Source organism: Thermoplasma volcanium GSS1, assembly GCF_000011185.1.
GTDB lineage: Archaea > Thermoplasmatota > Thermoplasmata > Thermoplasmatales > Thermoplasmataceae > Thermoplasma > Thermoplasma volcanium.
In genome coordinates this window covers 1,255,514-1,279,530 of the sequence record NC_002689.2, presented here as the reverse complement: position 1 = coordinate 1,279,530, position 24,017 = coordinate 1,255,514, and the positions used below count along the sequence as shown (strand labels likewise).

20 protein-coding genes are annotated in these 24,017 nt (G+C 38.6%); 7 read left to right on the top strand and 13 right to left on the bottom strand.

Annotated elements, in window-relative coordinates:
* Nucleotides 1-56: 56 nt before the first annotated feature.
* A complete protein-coding gene (locus TVG_RS06515; RefSeq protein ID WP_010917473.1) occupies nucleotides 57-485 on the top strand; it encodes an adenylyltransferase/cytidyltransferase family protein in 429 nt (142 codons plus the stop codon).
* Nucleotides 486-517: 32 nt separating this feature from the next.
* On the opposite strand, the gene mptA is transcribed toward TVG_RS06515, so the two are convergent.
* The 3 genes from mptA to TVG_RS06500 are packed head-to-tail and all read right to left on the bottom strand — an operon-like array spanning nucleotide 518 to nucleotide 1,957.
* Nucleotides 518-1,372 (bottom strand): GTP cyclohydrolase MptA, encoded by an 855-nt coding sequence (gene mptA, locus TVG_RS06510; protein WP_010917472.1) that lies wholly within the window; start codon nucleotides 1,370-1,372, stop codon nucleotides 518-520.
* Complete coding sequence (locus TVG_RS06505) at nucleotides 1,369-1,743, bottom strand: prefoldin subunit beta (protein ID WP_010917471.1); 375 nt, start codon at nucleotides 1,741-1,743, stop codon at nucleotides 1,369-1,371. Before TVG_RS06505 ends, mptA begins: the two co-directional genes overlap by 4 nt.
* On the bottom strand, nucleotides 1,724-1,957 hold the full coding sequence (locus tag TVG_RS06500; protein ID WP_010916502.1) for a KEOPS complex subunit Pcc1: 234 nt from the start codon (nucleotides 1,955-1,957) through the stop codon (nucleotides 1,724-1,726). Before TVG_RS06500 ends, TVG_RS06505 begins: the two co-directional genes overlap by 20 nt.
* Nucleotides 1,958-2,096: 139 nt before the next feature.
* Here TVG_RS06500 and TVG_RS06495 point away from each other — a divergent pair, with 139 nt between their 5' ends.
* Nucleotides 2,097-8,327 carry a glycosyltransferase family 39 protein gene (locus TVG_RS06495; RefSeq protein ID WP_010917470.1) on the top strand — a complete coding sequence of 2,077 codons (6,231 nt, stop codon included), beginning with the start codon at nucleotides 2,097-2,099 and terminating at the stop codon, nucleotides 8,325-8,327.
* Complete coding sequence (locus TVG_RS06490) at nucleotides 8,324-9,103, top strand: CARDB domain-containing protein (protein ID WP_010917469.1); 780 nt, start codon at nucleotides 8,324-8,326, stop codon at nucleotides 9,101-9,103. The genes TVG_RS06495 and TVG_RS06490 overlap by 4 nt, the downstream gene beginning before the upstream one ends.
* A gap of 4 nt (nucleotides 9,104-9,107) precedes the next feature.
* On the opposite strand, the gene TVG_RS06485 is transcribed toward TVG_RS06490, so the two are convergent.
* The 7 genes from TVG_RS06485 to TVG_RS06455 form a co-directional block, all read right to left on the bottom strand.
* The gene (locus TVG_RS06485) at nucleotides 9,108-9,767 is read right to left on the bottom strand and encodes a hypothetical protein (protein WP_010917468.1); all 660 of its coding nucleotides are present in this window, start codon (nucleotides 9,765-9,767) and stop codon (nucleotides 9,108-9,110) included.
* Between the two features lie 76 nt (nucleotides 9,768-9,843).
* Nucleotides 9,844-11,190 (bottom strand): single-stranded-DNA-specific exonuclease RecJ, encoded by a 1,347-nt coding sequence (locus TVG_RS06480; protein ID WP_010917467.1) that lies wholly within the window; start codon nucleotides 11,188-11,190, stop codon nucleotides 9,844-9,846.
* Nucleotides 11,187-11,624, bottom strand: coding sequence for a 30S ribosomal protein S15 (locus TVG_RS06475; protein ID WP_010917466.1), 438 nt, complete (start codon nucleotides 11,622-11,624; stop codon nucleotides 11,187-11,189). The genes TVG_RS06480 and TVG_RS06475 overlap by 4 nt, the downstream gene beginning before the upstream one ends.
* 164 nt (nucleotides 11,625-11,788) lie before the next feature.
* Nucleotides 11,789-12,079 carry a hypothetical protein gene (locus TVG_RS06470; protein ID WP_010917465.1) on the bottom strand — a complete coding sequence of 97 codons (291 nt, stop codon included), beginning with the start codon at nucleotides 12,077-12,079 and terminating at the stop codon, nucleotides 11,789-11,791.
* A gap of 2 nt (nucleotides 12,080-12,081) precedes the next feature.
* Nucleotides 12,082-13,317 carry an NAD(P)/FAD-dependent oxidoreductase gene (locus TVG_RS06465; RefSeq protein WP_010917464.1) on the bottom strand — a complete coding sequence of 412 codons (1,236 nt, stop codon included), beginning with the start codon at nucleotides 13,315-13,317 and terminating at the stop codon, nucleotides 12,082-12,084.
* A 209-nt stretch (nucleotides 13,318-13,526) separates the two neighbouring features.
* Entirely contained in the window at nucleotides 13,527-14,318 is a 792-nt protein-coding gene (locus TVG_RS06460) for a hypothetical protein (RefSeq protein WP_010917463.1), read from the bottom strand.
* Nucleotides 14,319-14,361: 43 nt separating this feature from the next.
* A complete protein-coding gene (locus TVG_RS06455) occupies nucleotides 14,362-15,894 on the bottom strand; it encodes a tetratricopeptide repeat protein (protein WP_010917462.1) in 1,533 nt (510 codons plus the stop codon).
* A 415-nt stretch (nucleotides 15,895-16,309) separates the two neighbouring features.
* On the opposite strand from TVG_RS06455, the gene TVG_RS06450 reads away from it, so the two are divergent.
* Both TVG_RS06450 and TVG_RS06445 read left to right on the top strand, forming a co-directional pair.
* Nucleotides 16,310-16,813, top strand: coding sequence for a helix-turn-helix transcriptional regulator (locus TVG_RS06450; protein WP_010917461.1), 504 nt, complete (start codon nucleotides 16,310-16,312; stop codon nucleotides 16,811-16,813).
* A gap of 47 nt (nucleotides 16,814-16,860) precedes the next feature.
* On the top strand, nucleotides 16,861-17,208 hold the full coding sequence (locus TVG_RS06445; protein WP_010917460.1) for an SHOCT domain-containing protein: 348 nt from the start codon (nucleotides 16,861-16,863) through the stop codon (nucleotides 17,206-17,208).
* Between the two features lie 392 nt (nucleotides 17,209-17,600).
* On the opposite strand, the gene TVG_RS06440 is transcribed toward TVG_RS06445, so the two are convergent.
* Genes TVG_RS06440 through TVG_RS06430 form a run of 3 tightly spaced genes read right to left on the bottom strand, consistent with a single transcriptional unit; the run spans nucleotide 17,601 to nucleotide 21,048 of the window.
* The gene (locus TVG_RS06440; protein ID WP_156769118.1) at nucleotides 17,601-17,969 is read right to left on the bottom strand and encodes a hypothetical protein; all 369 of its coding nucleotides are present in this window, start codon (nucleotides 17,967-17,969) and stop codon (nucleotides 17,601-17,603) included.
* Entirely contained in the window at nucleotides 17,966-20,554 is a 2,589-nt protein-coding gene (locus TVG_RS06435) for a penicillin acylase family protein (RefSeq protein ID WP_010917458.1), read from the bottom strand. Before TVG_RS06435 ends, TVG_RS06440 begins: the two co-directional genes overlap by 4 nt.
* 23 nt (nucleotides 20,555-20,577) lie before the next feature.
* Nucleotides 20,578-21,048: a chromate resistance protein ChrB domain-containing protein gene (locus TVG_RS06430; RefSeq protein ID WP_010917457.1), complete on the bottom strand. Its 471-nt coding sequence runs from the start codon at nucleotides 21,046-21,048 to the stop codon at nucleotides 20,578-20,580.
* Nucleotides 21,049-21,169: 121 nt separating this feature from the next.
* Here TVG_RS06430 and TVG_RS06425 point away from each other — a divergent pair, with 121 nt between their 5' ends.
* Together TVG_RS06425 and TVG_RS06420 are read left to right on the top strand one after the other, a co-directional pair.
* On the top strand, nucleotides 21,170-22,099 hold the full coding sequence (locus tag TVG_RS06425) for an NAD(P)-dependent oxidoreductase (protein WP_010917456.1): 930 nt from the start codon (nucleotides 21,170-21,172) through the stop codon (nucleotides 22,097-22,099).
* A complete protein-coding gene (locus TVG_RS06420) occupies nucleotides 22,100-23,641 on the top strand; it encodes a thiamine pyrophosphate-binding protein (RefSeq protein ID WP_010917455.1) in 1,542 nt (513 codons plus the stop codon). It abuts the gene before it with no gap.
* Nucleotides 23,642-24,017: the final 376 nt, after the last annotated feature.

Here is a 24,017-nt window from a genome sequence, read left to right as displayed (position 1 = left end):
TTCAGGCTGATAGGTTTTCTACAAATATTTATCTATGGAGTAAAAATTAAGCTAAGATGATCAGAGTAATGGCAACTGGTGTTTTCGATATTCTACATTTGGGTCATATTCATTATCTTAAGGAATCAAAAAAACTCGGAGATGAACTTGTAGTTGTCGTTGCTCGTGATTCTACAGCCCGCAATAATGGTAAGATTCCAATATTTGATGAGAACTCAAGGCTAGCCCTCATTTCAGAATTAAAGGTCGTCGATAGAGCTATCCTTGGCCATGAAGGTGACATGATGAAGACGGTGATTGAAGTTAAACCAGACATTATAACCTTGGGTTACGATCAGAAGTTCGACGAGGCAGAATTACAAAGTAAAATAAATAAGCTGGGAATTACCGTTAAAATAGTGAGAATATCTAAGTATGACGGACAACTGAATAGCTCCTCTTCGGTAAGAAAGAAGATTATGGAGTTGATCGGCGAAAGATATTAAAAATAGATGCGTGAAAATACAGAGCACGACGCTCAAAGATTTAGTTCCTTTTTTAAGTCTAAGGCTCTCTTCTTCATACTTGCGTAGGCATTATGTGGGTGTATGCTTTCTTCACTGTCTGAGGATACTATAACCATATCATCATCAGATAGTGGAAGCAAAGTTACAGCCGCAAATGCTACCTCCCTCACAACATCTTCCACGAATTTAGGTTTCTTATGCGCTTCGTAAACTAGTTTGCCTTCGTCGATCCTTTTTAAAAGAGATTCCAGCGGTTTTCCCTGTACTGATTCTAGTACTTTATATATGTCCCAGAAGCTTATCTTGCCTGCGTTATTGCTCACTATTAACTTTGTCCTGTTTCTCTGATTATGCGTCACGGTTGGGATATAATAGAGTACGTTTTCAGAATCAGGTATGTCTTTGCTAATAAGTGCCCTTGTTGTTTCCATTGCACATGGGCATGCAGTTATTGCCTCATAAGATAAACCAGTTAAGTTTTCTATATTACCATCTATTCCACATTTTGTCCTTATGTAAAGGGAAATTTCATCGTATCCGCCATTTGATTTTTTATAGTATTCCCCGTTTATTTTGACTTCAACCCTAGATGCGTAATTGAAACGCCCTAAGGCTTCTTTGCATATTTCTATTCCTAGTGATTCTAAATTAATTGACGGCCGAGAAAGAACCGATTGAATAGATTCGACAGCTCTAGACATATCGGCCCCTTTCCTAGTCTGGGGTATATCAATATATAAATCAGCTGATAAAATGGCTACTTCGTCTCCAATTTTAATTGGAAATTTCATTCTTCGAATACCGACCTTGTCTACTGAAATCCTTATGTCAGGGGTTGAAGCCTGAACATCGAGAAAATCTATCAACTGACGGCACCTTTCTTATTGTCCTGATTATAACGTTCTCTTATTGCGGCCTGTAATTCCTTATATTTTTCCTCAAGAGATTTCTGCTGCTTGTCAAGGGTATTAATCCTTATCTTTGTCAGTTCAAGCTGCTCTTCCAACTCATCTATGAGCTTCTTTTTGTCATCAACTTTATAAAGTATTGAACCAATGCTCCTGTAAACCGGAGTTTTATCATCTATTTTATTAAGTTCTTGAAGGGTTTTCTCTATTTCCTTTAAACTAAGATCCAGCTGGTATCTCTGGGTTGCTATTTTTTCTATATTTTCCTCTAATTCTTGAGCTTGCTTCAATTGATTTTGTAAGTATGAACTAATATTTGGCTCGACCATCTAATACTCCCTCCACCTCTTCTATAACATGAATTAGTCTTGCTATAGAAGTTAATGATGCCTTAAGCGATACTGTATCAGGTGCTTCTATATAAATGTAAAAACAGTCTCCTTTCATTGCTATGGTTAACTTTGCTCTCCCTATGGGTTGAGTTATATCAGGAGCTAGGACTTCTGCTTTTACCTGATCTATATATATAATGGCAGAATGCATGATCTTATATTTGTCTGATAAATTTATATGTATTGAATATTTTAGCATTAAACATCAGTCCTAAGCAGAAAGTTTTCTTAATGTTTGACTCCTGTCTGATCAGTTTTTTATATGGAGATTTAATTAGTGATTTCACGGTATGATAGAAAACGTTGATAAGCATCGAAACCAATTTGAATTCGTATCCGTGTTAAGACGATACGAAACAGAGATCGCACTTGGCCTGCTAGTTGTGTTCTACCTATTTGTAGCCAATTACTTTTCTTGGTCACAGGCCATGCAATACCCTTTTCTTACAAACTCTGGTGGCAGTGATCCGTATTTTAATTATTATATTATACAATACATATTAACTTATCACACTCAACTCCTTCATGAAATATTTCTGCACTATCCAATAGGTTCAGGCAATCCGAGGCCGCCATTTTTCCACTGGATGATAGTATTTGTAGCTACGATACTTTCGCCAATATTCGGCAGTGCTTTCAAGGTAGCATATTATGCTTTTGAAGAATTCGATGCTGTTTTTGGGGCTCTTCTGATAATTCCAGTGTATTTGATGGCCAAAGAGATATTCGGTAAAAAGGCCGGCATTATTGCTGCGTTTCTTTACGCTCTGATGCCGGGTAACCTTTCGGCCGGAATACTGAGCGATGGCAGGATGCATACACCGGAACTTTTCTTTGCCTTCCTCACGATTTATTTCTTTGAAAAGGCTCTTATAACCAGCAAAAAATCGTTGTTTCTGCAGAATATGCTGGATTTTAAATCTTACATCCCATCTATAATCAATTTCTATAAGAGAAATAGAAAGGCAACAATCTATGCATTATTATCTGGAGCATCCATTGGAGGGCTGATGCTCTCCTGGCAGGGATACGCATATATTGAAGTTATATTGCTGATTTATATAGTAGTTCAGGCTGTTATTAATCTGCTCACGAGGAGACCGACAGGCTATTTGACGTATCTAACATCAATCGCTATGGCTCTTGGCTTCTTGATGGGCTTTTACTATTATTATGGAGATGGTGAGCTTTACGGGTGGTTTATACCAGAAATTCAACTTGCAGTTTTAGGTATAGCTTTTCTCCTTCTCATCAATATAATCGGACGGAAGCCATGGATAATAACTGTACCCCTCACCATCGTTGTTTCCCTCGCTGGATTTTTCGTTCTATTTAAGATAGAACCTACTGTAATGCATACCTTGATATCAGGTGCTGGATACTTCATAAAGTCAAGGGTTTATACGACTATAGCGGAAGCGGCTCCTCTTCCGCTGGGCGAATATATAAACAGCTTTGGCGTCGCTCAATTTATAATAGGAATGAGCGGTATCGTTTACGTCATATACAAATATGTAAAGGAAAAATCCGATGCACTGATGTTCATCCTTGTATTTGCAGTAGTATCAATATTTATGAGCTTCGAAGCCGCTAGGTTCAATATAACGGCAGCACCAGCTTATGGAATACTTGGCGGCGGGCTGCTGGTATACTTTATTGATATGGCAAAGCTTACAGAAGTTAGGAAAAGAAACGTTGGTAGTACGAGCTTTTCTAAGACTGTAAAGGGTAATATAAATTGGGTTCATGCTGCATTTGCAGTAATACTTGTACTGGTTCTTGTTATTCCATCAGGGATTGGGGTAGTGAATGCAGCTATACCAGAAAACAATGCAAACATAATAAATTCTAAGATACAAAGTGAGCTGCCAGCATTTATGAGATCAAACAATACAACAGGCCAGTACTTTGGATCTTCAGGTTTCTTTATAGATAATTCCAGCCAGCCGCTGGCTCAATCTTTTTCTTGGCTTTCTACACAGGATACCAATGTTCCTATTGGTGAAAGACCAGCATACGTGTCATGGTGGGACTATGGTTTCCAGGAAGTATTTCAGGGCCAGCATCCAACAGTGGCAGATGATTTCCAGCAAGGATATGTACCCGCTGGTCAAATACTCCTATCGCAGAATCAAAGTCAAATAGTATCCATATTAATAGCTCTACTCGTTAAAGGCTATTATACAAATTATAAATCATTTTCCTTAATAAATAGTACGCTTTCTCCATACCTCGGTCAATCGGGTATTAGTACAGTTTACAAAGCATATTTTGACCCTAATAGTTTCCTTAACACTGTGATTTCAAATTCTAGCATATATGGTAATTTTATTAAGTCTCCTACATCTGATAATTTATATTATGGGTTTCTGAAGGGATATCTCGCTAGTCATTATTCGCTCAATATCCTAAACAGTGCTTACCTCGCACTGGAAGATGCCACAGGCTACAACGTTAAATATGTACAGATAGATCACAGTTTATTCCCGTTCAGTGGGGTTAATCCAGGAATTTTCTATGCTCCAGCTTATTTAACGGATCAGGTTTCTTATTCCTACCAGGGAGAAATAGTTCCGTATTCATTTTATCAAATTTATGCGTCTACGGATGAGGGGACATTCCCACTGAATCAAACTCCATCAACTGCTACTATCACTGGTCTTAATATAACCTACACGCCGGCATTTTATAACACATCTATTTACAGGTTCTTTATAGGATACCCACCTTCAGCTGTGGGCCAGACAAATGGTATACCTGGGATATCGTATGGGGCTGGTCAATACGAGATTATGCCAGCCTGGAATATGAGTAATTTCGAACTAGTTTACCTAGGAGTTCCTTACAATCCATACAACAATACTAGTGCCCATCCGAACGCATGGAAAATAGTCCCAATACAACAGGCTTACACGCTCGTATCAGAAGGTAAGGGCCGTGCACAACTTCTACCGCCTATATCTGAGATAGGTTCTGCAGCAGACCCAATAGTAGCGTATTATCCTGGTGCCACCATAACTGGCAAAGTTACAACATATGATGGTCGGGGTGTAGGGGGAATCTACGTCACAATATATGATCAATATGGAATCCCACATGAAATGGTTCTAACAAACTCTTCGGGTTATTTCAGCCTGGTTGGTTTACCCGGCAATGATACGGTAGTAATAAGTACTGGAACGCTTGATCACCTAACGCTAGTTGGTTCTAACGTAATTTCTTACTGGCACGTCCATATAACAAATGCACAGGCGGAAAGAATAACTACAACATTTAATTCAACAACAGGACTTCCCGATTACTACTTTTTCCACAACTTCCAGCTTAAAAATACTACTATCTCCGGAAGTGTAGAATTTTCATATCCTCTAAATAGTTCCACCTCAAAAAGTGTGCCTATAAATAATGGCACTATAATACTCTATAATTCCACCTATAACTATACCGCTAAATTCCCCATACTGAATGGTGGATATTCAACCGGTCCTATACCTCCATATGACTATACGGCGTCAGTATTAGCAAATGGGACACTGTATAAAGATGTACAAATACTGAATACTACTGTTGGATCATCGGTTGTATACGATATATCTGTAAAATATAATCAGATAAGAGCAGATGTAACTGTGGGTGGAAAGCCTGTAAAGTCAATGGTTGTTTATGCAGAAGGAGCAAGCGGCAGTTATACATCAAACTTTGTCAATGGTACTTATATTGTTTACGTGCCTGAAGGCAATTACACGGTATATGCTAGATCCTATAATACGGCTACACGGCAATACTATGTCAACTTCACCGGATGGGGTTCAGTATACAATATTACGATGGCAGCTCAGCCTGCGGTAATGGTTTACGGTTCAGCCTCAAATATAAGCAGAATCACGTTCTATATGGATAGTCAAGTTAACAACGCTACATACACAGTAAACGTCTCCAATGGCAAGTTCAGTGTGGTTATACCAGTCGGAGTATACACAATATACGGATCTGGTAAGGGAACCGCCTATATGCGGACAATAGAAATTACAGAAAATACGCAGTTAAATGTCTCTGGTTCACCTGCATACAGCGTTTCTCTTGATTCTTACGTAGGTGAAAAAGCTGTATCAAGTGGGTACTACTCAATAGTAGGTCAAAACGGTTATTTAGGTTACCCATATTCTTCAAATTCAACGGTTCATTTCCGATTGCCAGTTGGAATATATAGAATATATTCGACTGCCACTATTGCAGGACTAAGCTATGCGGGAAAATTGGTTATCAATCTCAAATCCAATTACAGTAATACAGTTGAACTGAGCAATGCATCGATTAGCACGATCGCTCTTTACAACAATAAAATTTCTAATTCCTTCAACGTGACTGATGCAGTACACTCTGGAATAGTCCTGTTGTATTCTGGTAACGTACTGATTGAAGTCTTTCCTGTCGAGTATTCAGGATACTCAAACGTAGTATATCCTCTATCTACTTATTCTCCTGTTGCAACAGTGATATCACCATACTACCTAGAGGAGAATATTAGTTTGAATGCTAAACCTATCACTCTAGGAATGAAACCTGTAACAATAGAAGCATCATTTGAGCTTTACAATAAGAGCCTTAAGCCAGAATTTAATGGTTACATCGACCTTTATGGGTTGTATAACTATAACCTTACTATGGTTTCTGGTAAGGCATACGGATACATTATGCCTGGCATTTATTACTTATCCATATGGAATGGAACAAACATTCTAATTTATAACGACACTGCTATTACACCGAGTAGCTCTAATCTCATTGATGTCGGAATCTACGCCAACTTTACATCGGATATAAGCGGGGTACGTTTGTTAACAAAGACTGGAAGTCAATTAAGTTTCGGCCCTGTACCAATAGGTAATTATATTGTCTACTATGCGAAAGGCTCTAAAGTATCTGTCAATGAAATCGCTATAACGAATAATACAGTATATAGTAATATAAGTTTAGCGAACGGTTATTATCTTAACGTTACGAACAGTCTTAACGTATCCGGCAACTATCTTGTAAAGGGATCCTACTTTGTAATACCAGGAAACGGGTCATTTGTGCTGCCAGCTGGCAATTATTACATAAGTTTCAACTCAAGGTTTTCAAATAGTACAGGTTCATTCTATGTTTATGGAAATGCTAGCCTATACTTGAATAGAAATACTAACTTGTCTGTAAATGTAAGTATGAAAGAAATATTCGCAAATACAACAATCTTAACTAACTCGCCATACTCATATGTCTACGTATTAAGTAACGGATCAACTTATGCCTCCGGAAGAGCCAATTCTACAGGTGTAGCAAGCTTTATGCTGCCCACAAGGGGCTTTACCGTTTACTCTATTAGTACAAATCACAAAATGGCCGCATTTAACTACTTAAATATAAATCCGTTTGAGACATCAGTGGTGTTTAATTCAAGTCTTTCAAATTCATATCCAGTATACATATACACTGCATTAAACGGTGAGCCAACATATCTAAATGTCAGTATTTCACTTGGGTCAAGTGAGCTTATAGTAAACAGTTCAGTAAATTACATATATTTGCCAACAGGGAACTACACCTTCGGATCTTCCATATCCACAACCAGGCACTTCCCGACTGAAAATGTGACAATTTCATACGCAACTTCTGGAACTTATTATGTGAACGGGCTTACATACATCAACCTTAATTTAGTGGAACAGAAAGTGTATTCTTTTTCAACATCACTTGTCTCTAAGGTGAAAACATTCGGATACACGGTAGTGAACGATACGGTATTATATAAGCCAATAAATTACAATATTACAATACTTAATACTGGGAATACCATTGTTAATATAACACTTCAGAACGGGAATACATCTTTGTATGCTATGGCGTTCAATGTATCAAAGCTAGAGTTAATTCCTGGTGAGTCTGCCAATGTTTCTGTTAACGTAACTCCTAAGGCCATAATAAGTTCTGGCCTTGTAAATATCCCAGTTAATCTTAACTATACCTTAGGCAACACTACAAAGTATATCCAGGCCTATTTCCCGACTATTTATACTTATACGGTTTCTTCGCTTCCTTCGGAAGTGAATGGCACGAATGTTGAGGTGCCTTTAGTGATAAATAACACTGGCAATGCTAATATAACGGTGAATTTGAGCATATCTAATTCATATATACAGAGCCTCAGGTCTTTGAATTATAATATTACATATCCAAGTTATGTAAGCGTATCGGCATTCGGATCAAAGATAGTCAACATAACTTTGATTCCGACCTCTACTACGCCGGCTCCGTTTGTTAGTTTTTACATGAGTGTATCTTACAACAATATTCATAAATCCATTGAATTGAATGCCACTTATCCGCAGCTTTCCAAGGTGAGTGTAGTTGCCAATGGCACGGGTATTATATCGAATTACCACGGGAATCCGTATCTGTCCCTTACAATAGGACTTATACTTATAGCAATAACGGTTGTTGTAGGCCTTGCGCTATCAGCGTATAGGGGGAGAAAGAAATGAAGAGCAAGTACATCGTCTATTCAGTTGCACTTATATTTGCGCTCTTAATGGTACTGTCAAGTGTAGGATCAAATGCTGCTACTGCTCCATTTTATACCTCCAGCATAAAATATCCATCAGATGTGGGGGCTGGGCAATCTTTTAACGTCACTATTGTTAGCACAGCTAACTTCGCTAACTACAATTTTACAGTTTATTTCGCCGGAACAAATCTTACTGGGATAAGTCCTACAAGCACTATACATCATTATTCAGCAAACAATCCGATGTATACCTTCAGTATGGTCGCCCCGTCTGTACCTCAAACTTTATATCTGTATGTAGTTACTTCTGCCAAATTTGACGGCATTCAATATAACTACACTCAGACCATTTCTATCGACGTTGTTAGTCCAGTATACTTTCACGTAGAACTCAAAAACCCAACCTCATATCCTATATATAATATAACTGCCACATTTTACGTTGATGGCATTCCGGTAGCCGCAAAAACTGTTCCCAAAATAATGCCTGGCTCAACTGTTGAGGTCAATGTAACATATGTAAACCCCAATTTTGCACATGGCAGCCACACTTTGATAGTTAAGATTAACAATCCAAATATAAAGATAGATGGAAACAGCAATTACATAACGACATCATTCTATTATGGAAGTCCTCCAAACTACGACTGGATATTCTACGTATTTGCTGTAGTCTTGGGAGTTATGATAATCATGGTTATGGGCTCCGGCAGAAGAGCCTCACAGCCTAAGTGGAAGAGAACCAAAAAGTAAATTTTTATTTTATTTCATTTCCAATTGCTGATCTTAAAGTTGTAAACTCCTTTTCGTAAACGTCTTTCCTGCTAAACTTTACTGGTATTCTTTTAATCGGGTAAAGGCCATTTATTAAAGCAATCCTTGCGGCAGAAAGAGCATTATCGTGAATCTTATGGGGGGTACTTGTATTCTTTTCATTCACAATTTCTATCGGTATATCTATCTCAGATACACGAGTTATAATTATGTCTCTATTGGGCTTATCGCCATTACCGATCTTCAATGTAATATTTTGATATGTATAGCTCGAAGCTATGGATTCTACGTATGTTTTGATCTCAGTAACACGGGGGCATTCAAAAGCTTCTATAAGGATCCCATCACCAAGAACGGCTATGCCCGGCTTTGGCCCAGGGTCAATGCCTATAACCAAATCTACAAAACTTGACTTATTCAGCAGCTTTGGTATGGCCCTGCGTATTCCATCAAGCCCATTTTCAGCCTTTATCTGATCAGGAAGTTCAATATTATCGTTTTTTGAACTTATAATAACAACAACATCGTCCGGTATACTGTAAGTGTTTTCAAGGCTTACAAAAGGGAGCTTCCACCTCCTAAGGTACTGGATCACATCATGGTAAAACTTGAAGTCATATGTTATGATTCCAATCCTTGGCATTCAATTTAATATTGAATCATCATTTAAATGTTTTTCGATAATATTTATATATAATTGAATGAAGATAATAAAATATCTAATTAAGAACTGTTTCGTTTTTTTGCCCAAGCTGCGTACCAACGATTTTGTCTGCAATCTCTAAAAACTGCATTTCTCGGCCTTTAGGAATAACTGCGCCTGCAGCAATATCATGTCCGCCACCAGTCCCTCCGACTGCCTGGCTAGCTTCCCGCATAACGATGGAGAGGTTTAACCCTCTATTTACTTGTTTTCTAGTGCCACGAGAGGAAACCTTTGTATCCTCCTTCCCCACGCTGAAACCTATTACTGGCCTAGTCTGGTCGGCTAAATACAGCATTAATATACCAGAGATTGCACCAGCCATTTCAGATTCTGGGGCATAAAAGTAAGAAACATTTTTGCCTGGGAAAAGTTCGGATTTAGCTCTGTACACATAATCGATCAATTTTGTCTTGAACATTTTCCAATTCTTCTCCATTTCGTCTTTGAAACTTTGATATCCTAGGAAATACGCTACTGGTACTGAATTCTGGCCCATCTTGCCATTTCCATCAACTATTGATGAAAGCTGTTTAGAATTATATCCAAGTTCATCGAAGTAATAAATATCGTTTTCGATGTATGCCAATGCCTCCAGTCCAACTCTTTGTTTTAGCAGAAGAGTAGAGAGTGCATTTGCTAGCTTCTTTTTCTGCTCTTCATTAATTTCATTGAGCGTTGCGTCTGGGCTAATTTCAATGTCCGCCAGAAAGGTTTTTACCTTGTCAGGATAGCCGGTAAGACCCTCAAAAAAGGGATCAGTTGAATATGTGATTGAATCCAGCATCGATTGTGCTTCTAAATTTATTGTTCTTTCTTTTTTATATTTAAATCCATAGGCATCGATGATTACCTGGTTTAACCCAGAGATACCCCCAAGGTCCTGCTTATCCGCTATTAAACCTGACATGAAGAAAGGAAATAGGTCTGCGTTTTCTTCGTTCGCTATAAGTGCCATGATATATGCCATTGTAGAGCCACAAGCGCCTCTTGTGCCGTCGTAGCCGAAGTCTCTCGCATTTATATTTAGTGCCTTATAATTAGATTTCTGATAAAAGTGGTGGTCAAGCACGATTATATTCTCAGCGTCAGGAAAAAATCTTAATTGGTCGGAACCAGCATCGGCAAAAATTACTAGGTCATCACTCAATAATGGTCTTATTCCATTTTGGCTTAGGTCTTTAACGTATGTCAAATGGAATTTCTTACCCATTCTTTTGGCCATACTTGTTAAGATTATGGCCGAACTAGTCCCATCGCCGTCATAATGTGTTATTATTTTCAAGTATTTCGATTCTTTAATAAGATCGAGAGCCTGGCGGTACTTGTCTACCATACTGGCAGGCAATATGTCGTCTATCATCTTAGTACTTTACTCAAATTCCATTTTTGGTCTAGGACTCCAGTTCTTTTATAATACCTAACAAGCCTGAGCATTTTTGCCATTATTAAGTCTCTTCCCCGCTTATTGCTATGATCCTTTGGGTTTAGTTCTACATGTTTTGCAACGTTGTTGTACCTCTTTATAAGGCTGTTTAAATCTTCAGGAATCTCGTCTCTTATCCCCTTTTCTGCAAGCAATTTATTGAGTTTTTTACCAAATATAGCTTTAACCGTCGGGACACCGTATTGATCCCTCAGCCTTATTCCTACAACAGAGGATGTCATTCCACTTTTCTTTAAGTCAACTGCAATATTCAGGATCTCATCCTTGCTATATTGGACCCAATTTGGCTCCACCCCATAGACCTTTTTGGAACCAGATTTTCCTCTTTTTCTTGTATGCATTCTTGCCATGGATACACCTAATTTTAACGAAATCTATATCCAGTTTATAAAATTTGTCAAATTTCTGTTTCATGACAGCACAATATAAAATATACGTCATAATTCTAACTGAAGATAGTTTTTAGGATATATTTAAATGTAAAAATATAGGTGTATAAATGTTTTATGTGAGCTTAACTCAGCTTATTAAGTATCTCTGTAAGGTTCTCTAATGTTTTGGCTTGAGATAATACGTCTATAAGCTTGATTAAGTTTTCCCTATTGTTTAAGATATCTAATACGGTGTCACTCGTAAATAATGCTATTATTTGTCCTAGGGTCCTTTCATCGTTTAGTACTCCTTCAATTACATCAAGTAGGCCAAGATCCTGTATCCTTTGAGCTATTTTAGAGAGCCTCTGTATTACTTCAATATCTTCCGGTGTTATTTTACTCAGATTATTAAGTTGGCTTAATAGCGACATCTTTACCAGCTCGTTAAATATTTATCCATAGCAAGGTCTCCCTTGCTCCACAAAAAGTACCTTGTGAACAAGCTCTTTTTAAGGTGATTTGCAGCTGATGGGACTGCTTCTGATATATTCCCTCCATATGCCGTTGAATCTACAATTGCCACAGCATATTTTCCATAAGGATCATCTGCTATGCATACAATTTTGGGATCGTAGACTTCTATTGGAACTTTATTTCCGAGATTGTTGGCTATGTTTGCAGCTGCTATTCTTGCAGATTTTACAGCAAGGGCCGCCATCTTCGGAACGATCAATGCGTTTATATCTCCTACTGCGTATACGTTGTCATACTTTACGGATTTCATGTTTGTATCTGTTAATACGAAACCAGCCTCATCTCCAAGTCCTGCATCCTTGACCATTTGTTGGCCCATGTATGGTGGCAATATAAAACTGAGATCTGATGGAAGCCTCTTCCCATCCTCGCTGATAACCTCTTTCTCCGTAACTTCCTTGAGCACGAAGTTGTCTACGATATCTATGTCCATACCCTTATACATTGCAGCTACTGTTGCTCTATTTGTCTCCGATAGATCGCTCAAATATTTGCCAGGCGAATAAACTGTCATTTTGACCTTGTCTAGCATTCCCTTAGCCTTGAAGTAGTCGTAAAGCATGATCGACATCTCGTATACAGGGCCTTCACAAGCCGATTCTAAAAGAGGAGCATAGGCATCCGGGTTGTTTGTTGGCCTGTTCTTGTTGTCCTGTATGAATTTAGCAGATCCAAGCGTTATATTCCCTCCCTTAAAGGCATTGAGTTTATTCCACATACTTAGCGCTAGATCAGCTTCGCATACGCTAGAACCGAATTTTTCGAAACCTGTTATAAGCTCTGTAGCTAAATGCGATCCTAAAGCAATTACTAGGTAGTCGTATTTTTCTTTGGAAGGCCCAGCACCTTCCTTGTTGTACTCTACTGTATTTTTTGCAGGATCTATACGTGTAACAGTCCCCTGAATGTACTCAATGCCTTTAGCAGAGAGTGCCTCAGATATATCAATCCTTAGATCATCAGGGTTTTCAAGCCCTATGGCCACGTGTGGCAATGCAGGCCGAAAATATATATACCGATTTCTTTCTATTAGCTTAATATCTATTTTGCCTTTGAGATATCGTTTCAGTTCATAGGCCGTCTGCAGGCCTCCGAACCTACCGCCAAGTATTATAACCTTTGGGTTTGTCATCATTTTATTAGCAGAAAAAATTATTTAAACCTGATTTTTAAAGTCTAAAACATAAAATATAGAATTAAATCATATAAGTTATTGTTTTCCCAGGCACGTTATTTCACGCCCCCTGATTTCTTTCACTATAAAGCATACGCAATTCACAGTTCTGATTTTGGACAAAATTTTTCGATTTCAGTTATATACACTATTGATATGTTTAGAAAAGATCATATAGGAATATTGCTATCGAATATCCGACTTGGTATATTCTCTATTTTCTTAAAGACGAAATAATTATCCTCACCTCTCTTGTAATCAACTATGGAATAGCCTTTTTCAAAGAGTGTGTTGAAAACCTTTTCTATGATATCTTTTAGGTTGTTTCCTCTCTCTATATTTTCACTGAAATAGTTTATGGAATTTGGCATCTTAAAACCTAAGACATCCGAATTCGAGTATTCTATTGGTTTGTAGTTTCCTTCCTTTCCTGAATTTATGAACACAACGTTATCATAATCAACATCAAGATCGATGTTTAGCCACCACTCTGCTACTAGCCTATCTGTACGCATACCCCTGTTTATACCATCTTCCATCCTTCCGTAGAAATTCTTTACATACGTCCGTGAGATGCACTTAAGCTTTGACAGATTGAAATAGGCATTTAGCGGATTAGCCGGATCAAATGTCCAAGCTATGAGTTCGTATCCCATGGATCTTGCCACTTCCCTCTGCTTCATCTTAAGCTCGTATCCTATGTTCCTGTGTTTTTCCTCCTCTATGACTCCAGTCATATGAGAGTAAAGGTATACGCTACCGTGTCTGTACCCTGGATATGAGAACGACATGCCTACTAGTCTGTCGTTCGAATAAGCACCAAGTATAATCCCGCCATGGTACCTCATCGATGCAATAGTGTCTTTAAACGCGCCGTTAACATTCTGCGAGTTCCATGCTGATTTTATAACGCCTAACACATCATCTAGATCTGCAGTATCATATATCCGTACAATTTTCACAATAAGTAATAATCTGAAAAAATAATAATTTTCTATTCTATTTTTATTCTTCAGGCTTTTTGCAGTTTTCTTCAATAAATTTATTCAAGAATTCACTTGCCTTTCCTTGCATGAGATTTGCCAAGTATGAAGCGAAGTCACAAACGTTATCTCTATCCTCGTCCAATCCGATAAGCATATCCTTGCCTTTAGAATAGCTCTCGAATATACCGGAAACTATGCCTTTGAGGGCGTATACCGCTATATTCTCTTCTTCTTCCGGCATTTTGAGGCCGTCAAGGAAATTGTTTACAGTGTTAAAATCTGCTTTGGATATTGCGGACGATATACCGGTTATTAAATGTCCTAATCTCTCTTCATCATCATCAGATGCAGTTATAGAATTCTTAAGAGATTCCATAGCTAAGGAATGATTTCCCATTTCAAGTAATATGTTAAACTTTTCGAATTGAACTTCATCGCTATCTTGGTCACCAGATCCCAAATATGTCAACGCATCCTCTAATTTGCCAAGTTTTCTTAGCTGCGTTGCATATAGGCTTCGTGAATACGGTGTTTGATCCATTTTTACGAGTTCGCCAGCAGTTTTCAGAGCTTCTTCGTGTTTTCCAGAAGCATCTTGGGCAATATACTCTATTTCAAGAATCTCTTCATCTTTGAATCCTGATTTTTCAATTTCGGACAGCAGATCGTCATATCTGCCAGAATCAAGCAAGTAGTCGAACCAATAGATGTGGGATTCTCTGCTATTGTTAAGGCGAAGAAGCGTATTGTAAGTTTCATCTGCCTCCTTTGCTTTTCCCTCCTGATCGTAAGTTCTCGCAAGCAGATCGTACAAATACGGCTCTTTTTCATAGACTTTTATAAACTGCTTCAATATGTCCTCTGCAGTATCGTACGACCCTATGCCTATCAGCCCGTCAGTCAGCGTTCCTATGTATTTGAAATTCTCTGTGTTTTTGAAAGCTTCAAGAAGTGCTTTGAAGTACCCCTCTCCGTCATTTGTCGCAAGATGGATTTGGAGCTTCAGGTCATAGGCTTTTTCATTGCTCTTATCATTTCTTAGGACTGCTTTTACCTCTTCCATAGCTTTTTTATAATCTTTTTTTTCAAAGTATATTTCTGCGAGATCGTAGTGAGGATCTGGGTCACTTGGCTGCATTTCTATGTATTTTCGAAAATCTTTTTCTGCTCCATCAACATCTCCAAGCCCCCTGAGTGCAGCTGCGCGGTTATAGTAAGCAAAGGGATAACTTTGATCTGCCTTTATTGCTTTGTCGGCCTCTTCTTTTGACCTCTTAAAATCACCCATTGAACCATAACATATGCTCTTAAGGGAAAATAACTCGGGATTGTTCTTGTCCATATGTTCTGTAAAATTGAGTTCTTCTATAGCGCTAGAATAGTTACCTTGCCTGTATAGTGCATCTGCCCGAATCAGGTGCAGAGAAGGATTCCTTGGCTCCTTATCTATAGCTTTGTCTATTTTTTCTATAGCCTCTGCATAGTTTCCAGCAGCTATGTCGGATCTGGCTTCTTCTGCGTATTCATCTGGCGTTTTTTCGTCTTTAAACATTGCATACACATAGATATCATGTATAATATGTTTGAGATTTTGTAATCAATCGATTAATAAATGAGTGTTTTCCAAATTAAAATGTAAATTGTGATGGGTTTTTGCTTGGTATTTTACAGTTTGAATTAGTAATGTTTCCTTTTTGGTTGATCCTTGTGAATTAAGACAGATTAGGAACATTGAAGCAGCGGATCAGGCAGAATAAAATTTTCGTATTTTCATCCAAGTTCCGATGAAAACTCAGATAATATTCTAGGATATGGAAGAAATTGAATTGTTTGTTAATGTAAACTAATATTAGACGACGATAGTTCCAAAGTTTTGTTTTTTTAGTGCCGTTGTATGTTATAAGGCATTTAGTCTGAAAAAATAGCCTTTAGGCAAATTTAATAAAGTCTATAAAATCTATTTACGGATGAATAGCAAACTGGATGATGGAGACGCACGATACGATAATAGTAGGCTCATTCTATTTGCAGTAATAGCTGTATTTTCGATAATAGTACTTTCCATAACTTCCTCAATGATGGTCATGACTATAGAGATAGGGTACAAAATTAATGCCCTAGAATATCTAGAGTATTTTATCGTGATACTCGTCAATGCCCTAATGCTTGGCTTGTCGTTAAATATGATATTTAAAAGGTACAGATTTGTTGTCTACCCAAAATTAGCTGCAGGTATAGAAAATACCGTATCAGGAAATTTATTACTCAAAGATAATGAGAAATTGATAGTCTCTATACTCGAGAAACATGGCGGGATAGTTTTGCAGAACGTACTAGTTCGAGAATCTGGTCTTTCAGCGCCTACTGTTTCTCGTATACTCTTTTCTCTAGAGAACTACGGCTTAATCGAGAGGCAAAGAAAAGGGATGACAAACGAGATCAGGTTAAAGGTGGATAACATAAAGTTTTGAAATGCATTTCAATCACCATTATTAGCTATTTCAGCATATAAATTTATATGGATAAGTTTGTAAATAGGATATTGTGGATATTGATCGGATTGATAGCAGTAGTTGTAGTTTTGAGTCTAATACCGATTGGCATTTATGGTGTAGGATATAGGGGGCCATACTTTGGGATGATGGGCCTTCCATATTACGGAATGTACTTTTTTATGCCCATAATGGCCGCAATTTCCATACTTGTTATCATACTTTTCATCTATCTTATAGCTGGAGCTTTTCACGATGGAAGTATTATGTCAGATGAAAATTCTAGGGCAACAGAGATATTGAAGGAAAGGTACGCAAAGGGAGAGATATCTGAAGAGGAATACAGAAAAAAGCTAGACGAATTAAAGAAATAACTTTTACTTTTAGTTACACCAAAGAAATACCCGGTCTATATCCTTAAAATAAGAGCAAAACGAGAACTTAATGTAACACGGTGTATCATATAAACCTTGTTTGAGATCAAGAAAAGGAAACGATAAGGTAGTACTTGACTCCTTTAGGATCTTTATATTTGTGGAAAAGAGTTTTTGGAATTCCGTTAGATGAAGTAGCTCTGATTACATTCCTTAGAACAATGTCGATTCGAATGCATCAATAAATACTAACCTTTACACACGATTTACTCAAAATTATTTATAGAAAAAAACTAAGCTAGATTTCAGATCCAAACTGATACCTAAAAATGTTTAGAAGGGCAGAAGCAAGAGGCTAAAATAAATATGGAACCCCTATCATCACTTATCTCTCACTTTATAGAATTTCCCTGAGGTGTAGTTTTTACGACGCTGAAAGAACTACCTATAAGGAGGCCAAGGAGTGAAATTGCAAAGGTTATTGTTAACACTAATACGAGGGGCAGTAAATAGCCTGAAGGCAGGCCAGCAATAGAATCAAAAAGCGAAGCTTCTCTAAGCCTATAACTTATGTCTGTACTCATATAAAGCGACGTGCCAGCTGCGGAAAAGATTGAAGGTATAATGGCCTCGTATTTCTTGTTCAAGGCAAGGCCAGAAAGACCGCCAGGGATAAATATAAGGAACCATAGTCCATAATATGAGAGGATAAACGACATAGCAACCATGATAGCTGCTGTGTACCATGTCCATTTATTCAAGGAACCTCACCCCCACGGTATAAATAAAAGAATTGCTCTGGTGCTTTGCTGCTTATCAGAGTATAGTACTGCCCGTTATTCCACGCCACAAAAGTGTTGTCGTAGTATGGAGAAAGCGGGTTTTCGGATATGCCGCCTGGATATATCCCAACGGATGTTACTGGGTGGCTCATATTAACAACCATCCTCCAAGATGGGCCAAAATCAGAGATCGTTCCATAGGCGGCGTTCAGTGTATTTCCATCGCCTGCGGCTGGCAATTCAGCGGAGTTCATGGCGTTTATTCCGAAGAAGCTGGACAAGTACCTTTTATGTATGTTGCCCCATTCCCAACTTGTAGAGTACGGCCCATATTTCTTAGTCATATATGCGAGCGTTTGGTTCATTGCTTCTGCCATTACCTGAGATTCATTTCTTTTTTGTCCTGTAACAGGATTATTGAAGTAATTTATATTAGGATCTGTTAAAGTCCAATTTACAAGGTCTTCTATCAGTGGCCCATGGTAATAATCATCACTCCCAAGGAAGAAGGATACCTGGTATAATCCGTCACTTTCATTTATGCCATAGTGCTGCATATACGGCATGAAAGTATCGTTAACGAAATCCCTAATCCAGTAGTAGTATATGGTCGCGGCTGTTGAGTTTACCAACATGTCCCCATTCCAGGCTTCAAGCGAATGGTATGCCTCGGTTCCAGAAAGCCCGTAGTAGTCCATTGCCTTTAGCAATGGGTGCAGGAATATATCCGTCGTAAAATCATGTACGTTAAGCTGTATCATTTCCATATCTTTTGAATTGAAATCCCATGTGGAGTTAAGAAGCGTATACGCTTCATCGGCTCTGTATCCTGATTCATAGTCCCAGCCTATATAATAGGGATAATTTGGAGATACGGTTATCTGGTTGTCGGAAAATACGAAGCCATTCTGCGGATCGTATAAATAGGGCAACTGTGATACTGGCACGAACCCCATCCAGTCATACTGACCAGTACCTGGAAGTATTCCCCTTGGGTTTCCTCTCTCAACTATAGGATACAATCCGTAAGGGAATATCCCTATATTCCCGCGAGAATCGGCTACAGCCCAGTTTTGTATCGCTACTTTGAAGTATTGAGTGAGATTCTGTCTGAATTGCGATACGCTTTGCGCTCTGTCGATATGGAGGAAGAAAGTTATTTCGTAAGTAGGCATAAACCCAGTCCAGTCTATAGCTATGGGTGATGAAGAACTGTTCTCGACTACAACACCATTCTTGGCTACATAAATTTTCATAAAGTAGGGTTTTGAACCTTTTACCTGTATTGTTTCATTTTCAATCTTGAATTTTATCCATGATCCATTGAAGAAATAACTGTTTGGATGCTGGGAAGATGTTTCTTCAGCATAGAAGTACGTTTCTTGTATTTGCCCATTTGTTGCACCCCACGCTAAGTAGGGGTTGTGCCCAAGAATGACGCCTGGAAAACCTGGAAATGTCACACCTATAACGTTCATTCCAGGCGCTACCAGCTGGAAACCCATCCATATAGGCGGCAAAGATGTTGTTAGGTGTGGATCATTTGCTAAAAGAGCAGATGTGTTATGCGTCTTGATGCCATTTACTGCCCAGTCGTTGCTTCCGAAATCGTGGAAAACTGAGTAGGAAATCTTCAAATTCATATCGTTGCCAGTAAAGAGCCTAGAAGCCTCTAAATATCCATTTTGGGCAGAATCGTAGAATGAGATGAGAGCACTGGATGAAGCAGATAAAGAATAAGTTACATTGAAGCTTGGAGTGTAGAGGGATAGGTTGGAAATATCTCCAGTTTCGTTATATACACTTGGATTCAGGTTGTACGGAACTATCGGATGCTGTATTCCCGCGGGATATGCTGGATAAATGGCTTTTATTAAGCTTTCAGGCATTTTTTCTAAGGCAATGTTAAAATAGACAGGATCAAATCCACCCGCGCTGTTTTCCCATAAAAATAACTGCTGAACTGCAAGCACGTCGGTTACGTTCCACTTGTGCGGCTCATAATTCAATATTTTGAACAATATCGGCAGTTTAGAGTAAGTTAGGTTTTGAATGTACGCATTTATTCCGGAAACAAAGGCATGGAGCGATTCATACGTAAAGGATGTCTTCGGCAGGTTCTGGTATTCTTCGACTGCTGTATTGTAAAATTGCAGTTCTCTCATCAGGATGTCTGTACTTAGCGTGGTTTGACCAACAACAGCAGAAAGGTTACCAAGAGCCGTTCTTTTAAGAAAGTCAAGTTCTTCAAGCCTGTATTGTGCTTCTAGGTATCCTTGTTCATAGAACACTGCATTTGAATTATTGGATGCGACTCCTATGAACCCGTCAGCCTGTTTAAACACGAGAACCGTGTATTTCTGGCCATTATACTGTATAGAGATATTCTCAGCTCCGGGGATATAACTGTATGAGGAATCCTTTGATGGAGCTGAAAAGATACCTGTAGACGGATTAAGTATCTTCGCCAAAGGTGGCAGTGGGCCTATAGATGTGAACATGGAAAATAGCAAAACTATCAGTATAACTAACGTTATAACGAGCCTTGTTAACTTGATTCGCATAAAGTTTTAATAAAATTGAGTTATTAAAATATTTGTATTAACATTCGTGTTTTACCGGAATTATTTATTTTTGATCTGCAATATGCATATAGTGCGTCGTATGCGGGAAATTGGAGCTTCATGTTTTCGTAATAGTTCTTAGAAATCATGCGAAAACCTTCTGCTAGCACTTTTAATCCGAATCTCTTCTTCTCAGGGTTTGGTTGGGCAGGATCTGCGCTTCTCATTATCTTAGCAAGCTCTAGCAAGGCCGGATCATCTAGTCCATATTTCCTAATTATAGGATCGAAGCTTACGTATTCTGTACCGTTTTCTACAAAATATGTAAGCTCACAGCCTTGAACGTAGAATGGAACCGCACCAAATTCTTTCCCTTTCACTAATACTTGATCCTTTGGAACAAAAAATTCACCTTCAGGATCGATAAATCTTGATATTAGCCACGGGCAGGCTATTCTGTCCACTTTAGCCTTTTCCCTTGTTATCCATCTCATATTATCCCATAGGCATACCTTTGTACTTATAGCTTTATATTTATGTTTTAAAATTCATATCTTAGTTATATTATGTATATAAAATGGTAAATAATAAATAGATTTTATCATTAATTTTAATATGAAAGTATCAGCTGTGCTTCCTAACTTTCTTCCTGTTGGTGAAATAAGAAAGCTTGCGGCATCAGTGCTGCCTGATATTAACATAATAACAGATCTTGACTTTAAAAGCGATGAAAGCGATATCTTAATTGTAACTGCTTTTACAAAGGTTGATAAAGCTTTGCTGGACAAATTTCCAAGACTGAAGTTTATCCAGGTAGCAAGTACGGGATATGACAACGTCGATGTGACGGAAGTTAAGAGCCGAAACATACTCATGTGCAACTCTCCTAGTTCAAACAAAGAAAGCGTCGCAGAACATGTTATTGGGATGGCTCTATATTTCCTAAAAGATTTCGGGCACTTGGACAGGGAAATACGAAATGGCAACTGGCCGATTCTGACATTTTCTCGCGATCTTATGGGGAAAGTCTTTGGAATAATTGGAATGGGTGCTATAGGGAGAAAGCTTGCAGAGAGGCTTATCCAATTTGGTGTAGGAATAATTTATTATGATGTAAAAAGGCTTCCAGAAGAGGTTGAAGACGAACTTGGTATTACGTACGTAACTTTGGACGAATTGATATCCTCTGCTGACATAATATCAATACATGTACCGCTCACAGAAACTACGAAGGGAATGATAGGGAGAAAGGAATTTGAAAAGATGAAGGACGGATGCATATTCATAAACACTTCTAGGGCGGAAGTTGTAGTTACTAAGGATCTAGTTTGGGCTCTAAAGCAGGGAAAAATAAAGGCAGGCATAGACGTATACGACAGAGAACCACCTGATTTTTCTTCTGAACTCTTTCAGATGGATAACGCTCTATTCAGCCCCCATATAGCAGGTGTGACTGTGGAGAGCCAGAGGAGATTTATAGAAGAAACGGTAGCCAATGTGATTAGGTACATGCAGGGTGTAGATCCTTTAAACAGGGTGTTGTAGATGAAGGGATATGAGATATTCGCCGAAAGCCTCAAAAAACTTGGTATAGAAGAGGTATTTGGCAACCCGGGAACCACGGAGATTCCAATGCTAAGATCGGTAAATGACTATGTATTAACGCTGCATGATTCTATTTCTGTGGGTATGGCTGATGGAAAGGCACAAGTAACAGGTTCGCCTACGCTGTGCAACCTACATACAGTTCCTGGAATAGGGAACTCAATTGCCTTTCTGCACACTGCCTTTTATAATCGATCCCCAGTCATAGTCACTGCTGGACAGCAGGACTATAGGCATATCTTTTACGAGCCAATATTATCCGGAGACCTTACTAGCCTTGTATCTGGACTAGTTAAGTATAAATACGAAGTGAAACAGGCCGATGACATTTACAGATCGTTAAAAAGAGCGTATCAAATAGCAGAGGCTCCACCAAAAGGTCCAGTATTCCTGAGCTTTCCTATGAATGTGATGGATGAAGAATACAATGAAAAATTTGATGATTTCCATAAAATAGACTACGAATGGATAGATAAGAAGGCTTTAAGGGAAATAGCAGACATGATAAATGGGGCGAAGTATCCGGCCATAGTCTTTGGATATGAAATAGATCTTTACGACGCTTTTGAAGAAGCAAAGGATTTCGCTCATGCACTTGGATGTCCCGTTTATTGTGAGCCGTTGGCGAGCAGGGGCTGTTATCCATCTGATGACCCTCAGTACGCTGGGGATCTCCCACCTGCATCGGCCCTGTTAAACATGAAACTTATGCAACACGATCTTGTCCTGGTTGTTGGTGGGGATATAACCCTTTATCCTTATACTCCACCACCTCCATTGCAAGGAAAAACCGTTATATTTGTTGGTACAGACAACTCGGGAAAGATCGGTACACATTACCAGATGAATCCAAAAATGTTCCTAAGGGAGATAATGGGATTGGTACAAAGAAAATGTAACTTCTCAAGATCACCTAATTATACAGTAAAAACTTCAATAACCTTGGCTAGGAAAAAGATGGGAACGGCATACGTAATGAGCAAGATAGCCAAGGAATTTAGAGATTATGTAATAGTAGATGAATCGATTTCAGCTTCACAAACTTTCAGAAGTTTTTTGGTTTACGAGCATAATTCGTATTTTACTGCTAAAACTGGACAGTTGGGATGGGCATTGCCAGCAGGAGCCGGTATGTCTTTAAAAAAAGGAAAAGTACTTGCCGTGGTAGGCGACGGTTCATTCATGTACACTCCTCAAACCTTATGGACCATAGAAAGGTACAATCTACCCTTGAAGATTATAATATTGAACAATGGCGGATATATGATACTAAGGAGCTTTTCAAAAAGCTATTATAACGAGGTAGCGGACAAAGACTTCTTGAAGCCAAATATTGATGCGGAGAATCTTGTCAAAGCATTTCATATACCGGTAAAGGTTGCTGATCCAAATTTAAAGGATCTGCAGTGGCTAAGGGAAGGTGATGAGGCAAGGGTATTGATTATAAATATGGATCGTGAAATACCAAAAGTGTTCCTTTAAGTTCAACCTGCCGCTTTAGTTCAAGCCAATGTGGTACCATATGGTTATACCCTGCCAACGATAATTCCTGGTGGCCCTTGCTTTGATTGGATTCAGGATTATGCAAACTATATACCAATAATGCATATACCGGTGACGTTTACCTACATATCCGGTGATTCTCAAGCATATACAAATGCAAACGCTGCGATGCCCTTAAACTAATAACGTGGGTTATGCATTAAATCCCGGAAGCACCTCTTGTAGTAAGTACAATGCCGGAGGATCAGGATATTCAGCCAGTTCAGGCATCGTTTATAATTTCAACTATGGTGAAACGGTTTATTCTTCAACTGCCAATTCCACGGGTTATGTTTACATTAACGCCCATGTAGGA

What these genes read in the sequence shown, in the direction of transcription:
- TVG_RS06515 (WP_010917473.1), top strand. Translation starts at nt 57, where the DNA reads ATGATCAGAGTAATGGCAACTGGTGTTTTCGATATTCTACATTTGGGT.
- TVG_RS06505 (WP_010917471.1), bottom strand. Translation starts at nt 1,743, where the DNA reads ATGGTCGAGCCAAATATTAGTTCATACTTACAAAATCAATTGAAGCAA.
- TVG_RS06500 (WP_010916502.1), bottom strand. Translation starts at nt 1,957, where the DNA reads ATGCATTCTGCCATTATATATATAGATCAGGTAAAAGCAGAAGTCCTA.
- TVG_RS06495 (WP_010917470.1), top strand. Translation starts at nt 2,097, where the DNA reads ATGATAGAAAACGTTGATAAGCATCGAAACCAATTTGAATTCGTATCC.
- TVG_RS06490 (WP_010917469.1), top strand. Translation starts at nt 8,324, where the DNA reads ATGAAGAGCAAGTACATCGTCTATTCAGTTGCACTTATATTTGCGCTC.
- TVG_RS06485 (WP_010917468.1), bottom strand. Translation starts at nt 9,767, where the DNA reads ATGCCAAGGATTGGAATCATAACATATGACTTCAAGTTTTACCATGAT.
- TVG_RS06480 (WP_010917467.1), bottom strand. Translation starts at nt 11,190, where the DNA reads ATGATAGACGACATATTGCCTGCCAGTATGGTAGACAAGTACCGCCAG.
- TVG_RS06475 (WP_010917466.1), bottom strand. Translation starts at nt 11,624, where the DNA reads ATGGCAAGAATGCATACAAGAAAAAGAGGAAAATCTGGTTCCAAAAAG.
- TVG_RS06470 (WP_010917465.1), bottom strand. Translation starts at nt 12,079, where the DNA reads ATGTCGCTATTAAGCCAACTTAATAATCTGAGTAAAATAACACCGGAA.
- TVG_RS06465 (WP_010917464.1), bottom strand. Translation starts at nt 13,317, where the DNA reads ATGATGACAAACCCAAAGGTTATAATACTTGGCGGTAGGTTCGGAGGC.
- TVG_RS06455 (WP_010917462.1), bottom strand. Translation starts at nt 15,894, where the DNA reads ATGTTTAAAGACGAAAAAACGCCAGATGAATACGCAGAAGAAGCCAGA.
- TVG_RS06450 (WP_010917461.1), top strand. Translation starts at nt 16,310, where the DNA reads ATGAATAGCAAACTGGATGATGGAGACGCACGATACGATAATAGTAGG.
- TVG_RS06445 (WP_010917460.1), top strand. Translation starts at nt 16,861, where the DNA reads ATGGATAAGTTTGTAAATAGGATATTGTGGATATTGATCGGATTGATA.
- TVG_RS06435 (WP_010917458.1), bottom strand. Translation starts at nt 20,554, where the DNA reads ATGCGAATCAAGTTAACAAGGCTCGTTATAACGTTAGTTATACTGATA.
- TVG_RS06430 (WP_010917457.1), bottom strand. Translation starts at nt 21,048, where the DNA reads ATGAGATGGATAACAAGGGAAAAGGCTAAAGTGGACAGAATAGCCTGC.
- TVG_RS06425 (WP_010917456.1), top strand. Translation starts at nt 21,170, where the DNA reads ATGAAAGTATCAGCTGTGCTTCCTAACTTTCTTCCTGTTGGTGAAATA.
- TVG_RS06420 (WP_010917455.1), top strand. Translation starts at nt 22,100, where the DNA reads ATGAAGGGATATGAGATATTCGCCGAAAGCCTCAAAAAACTTGGTATA.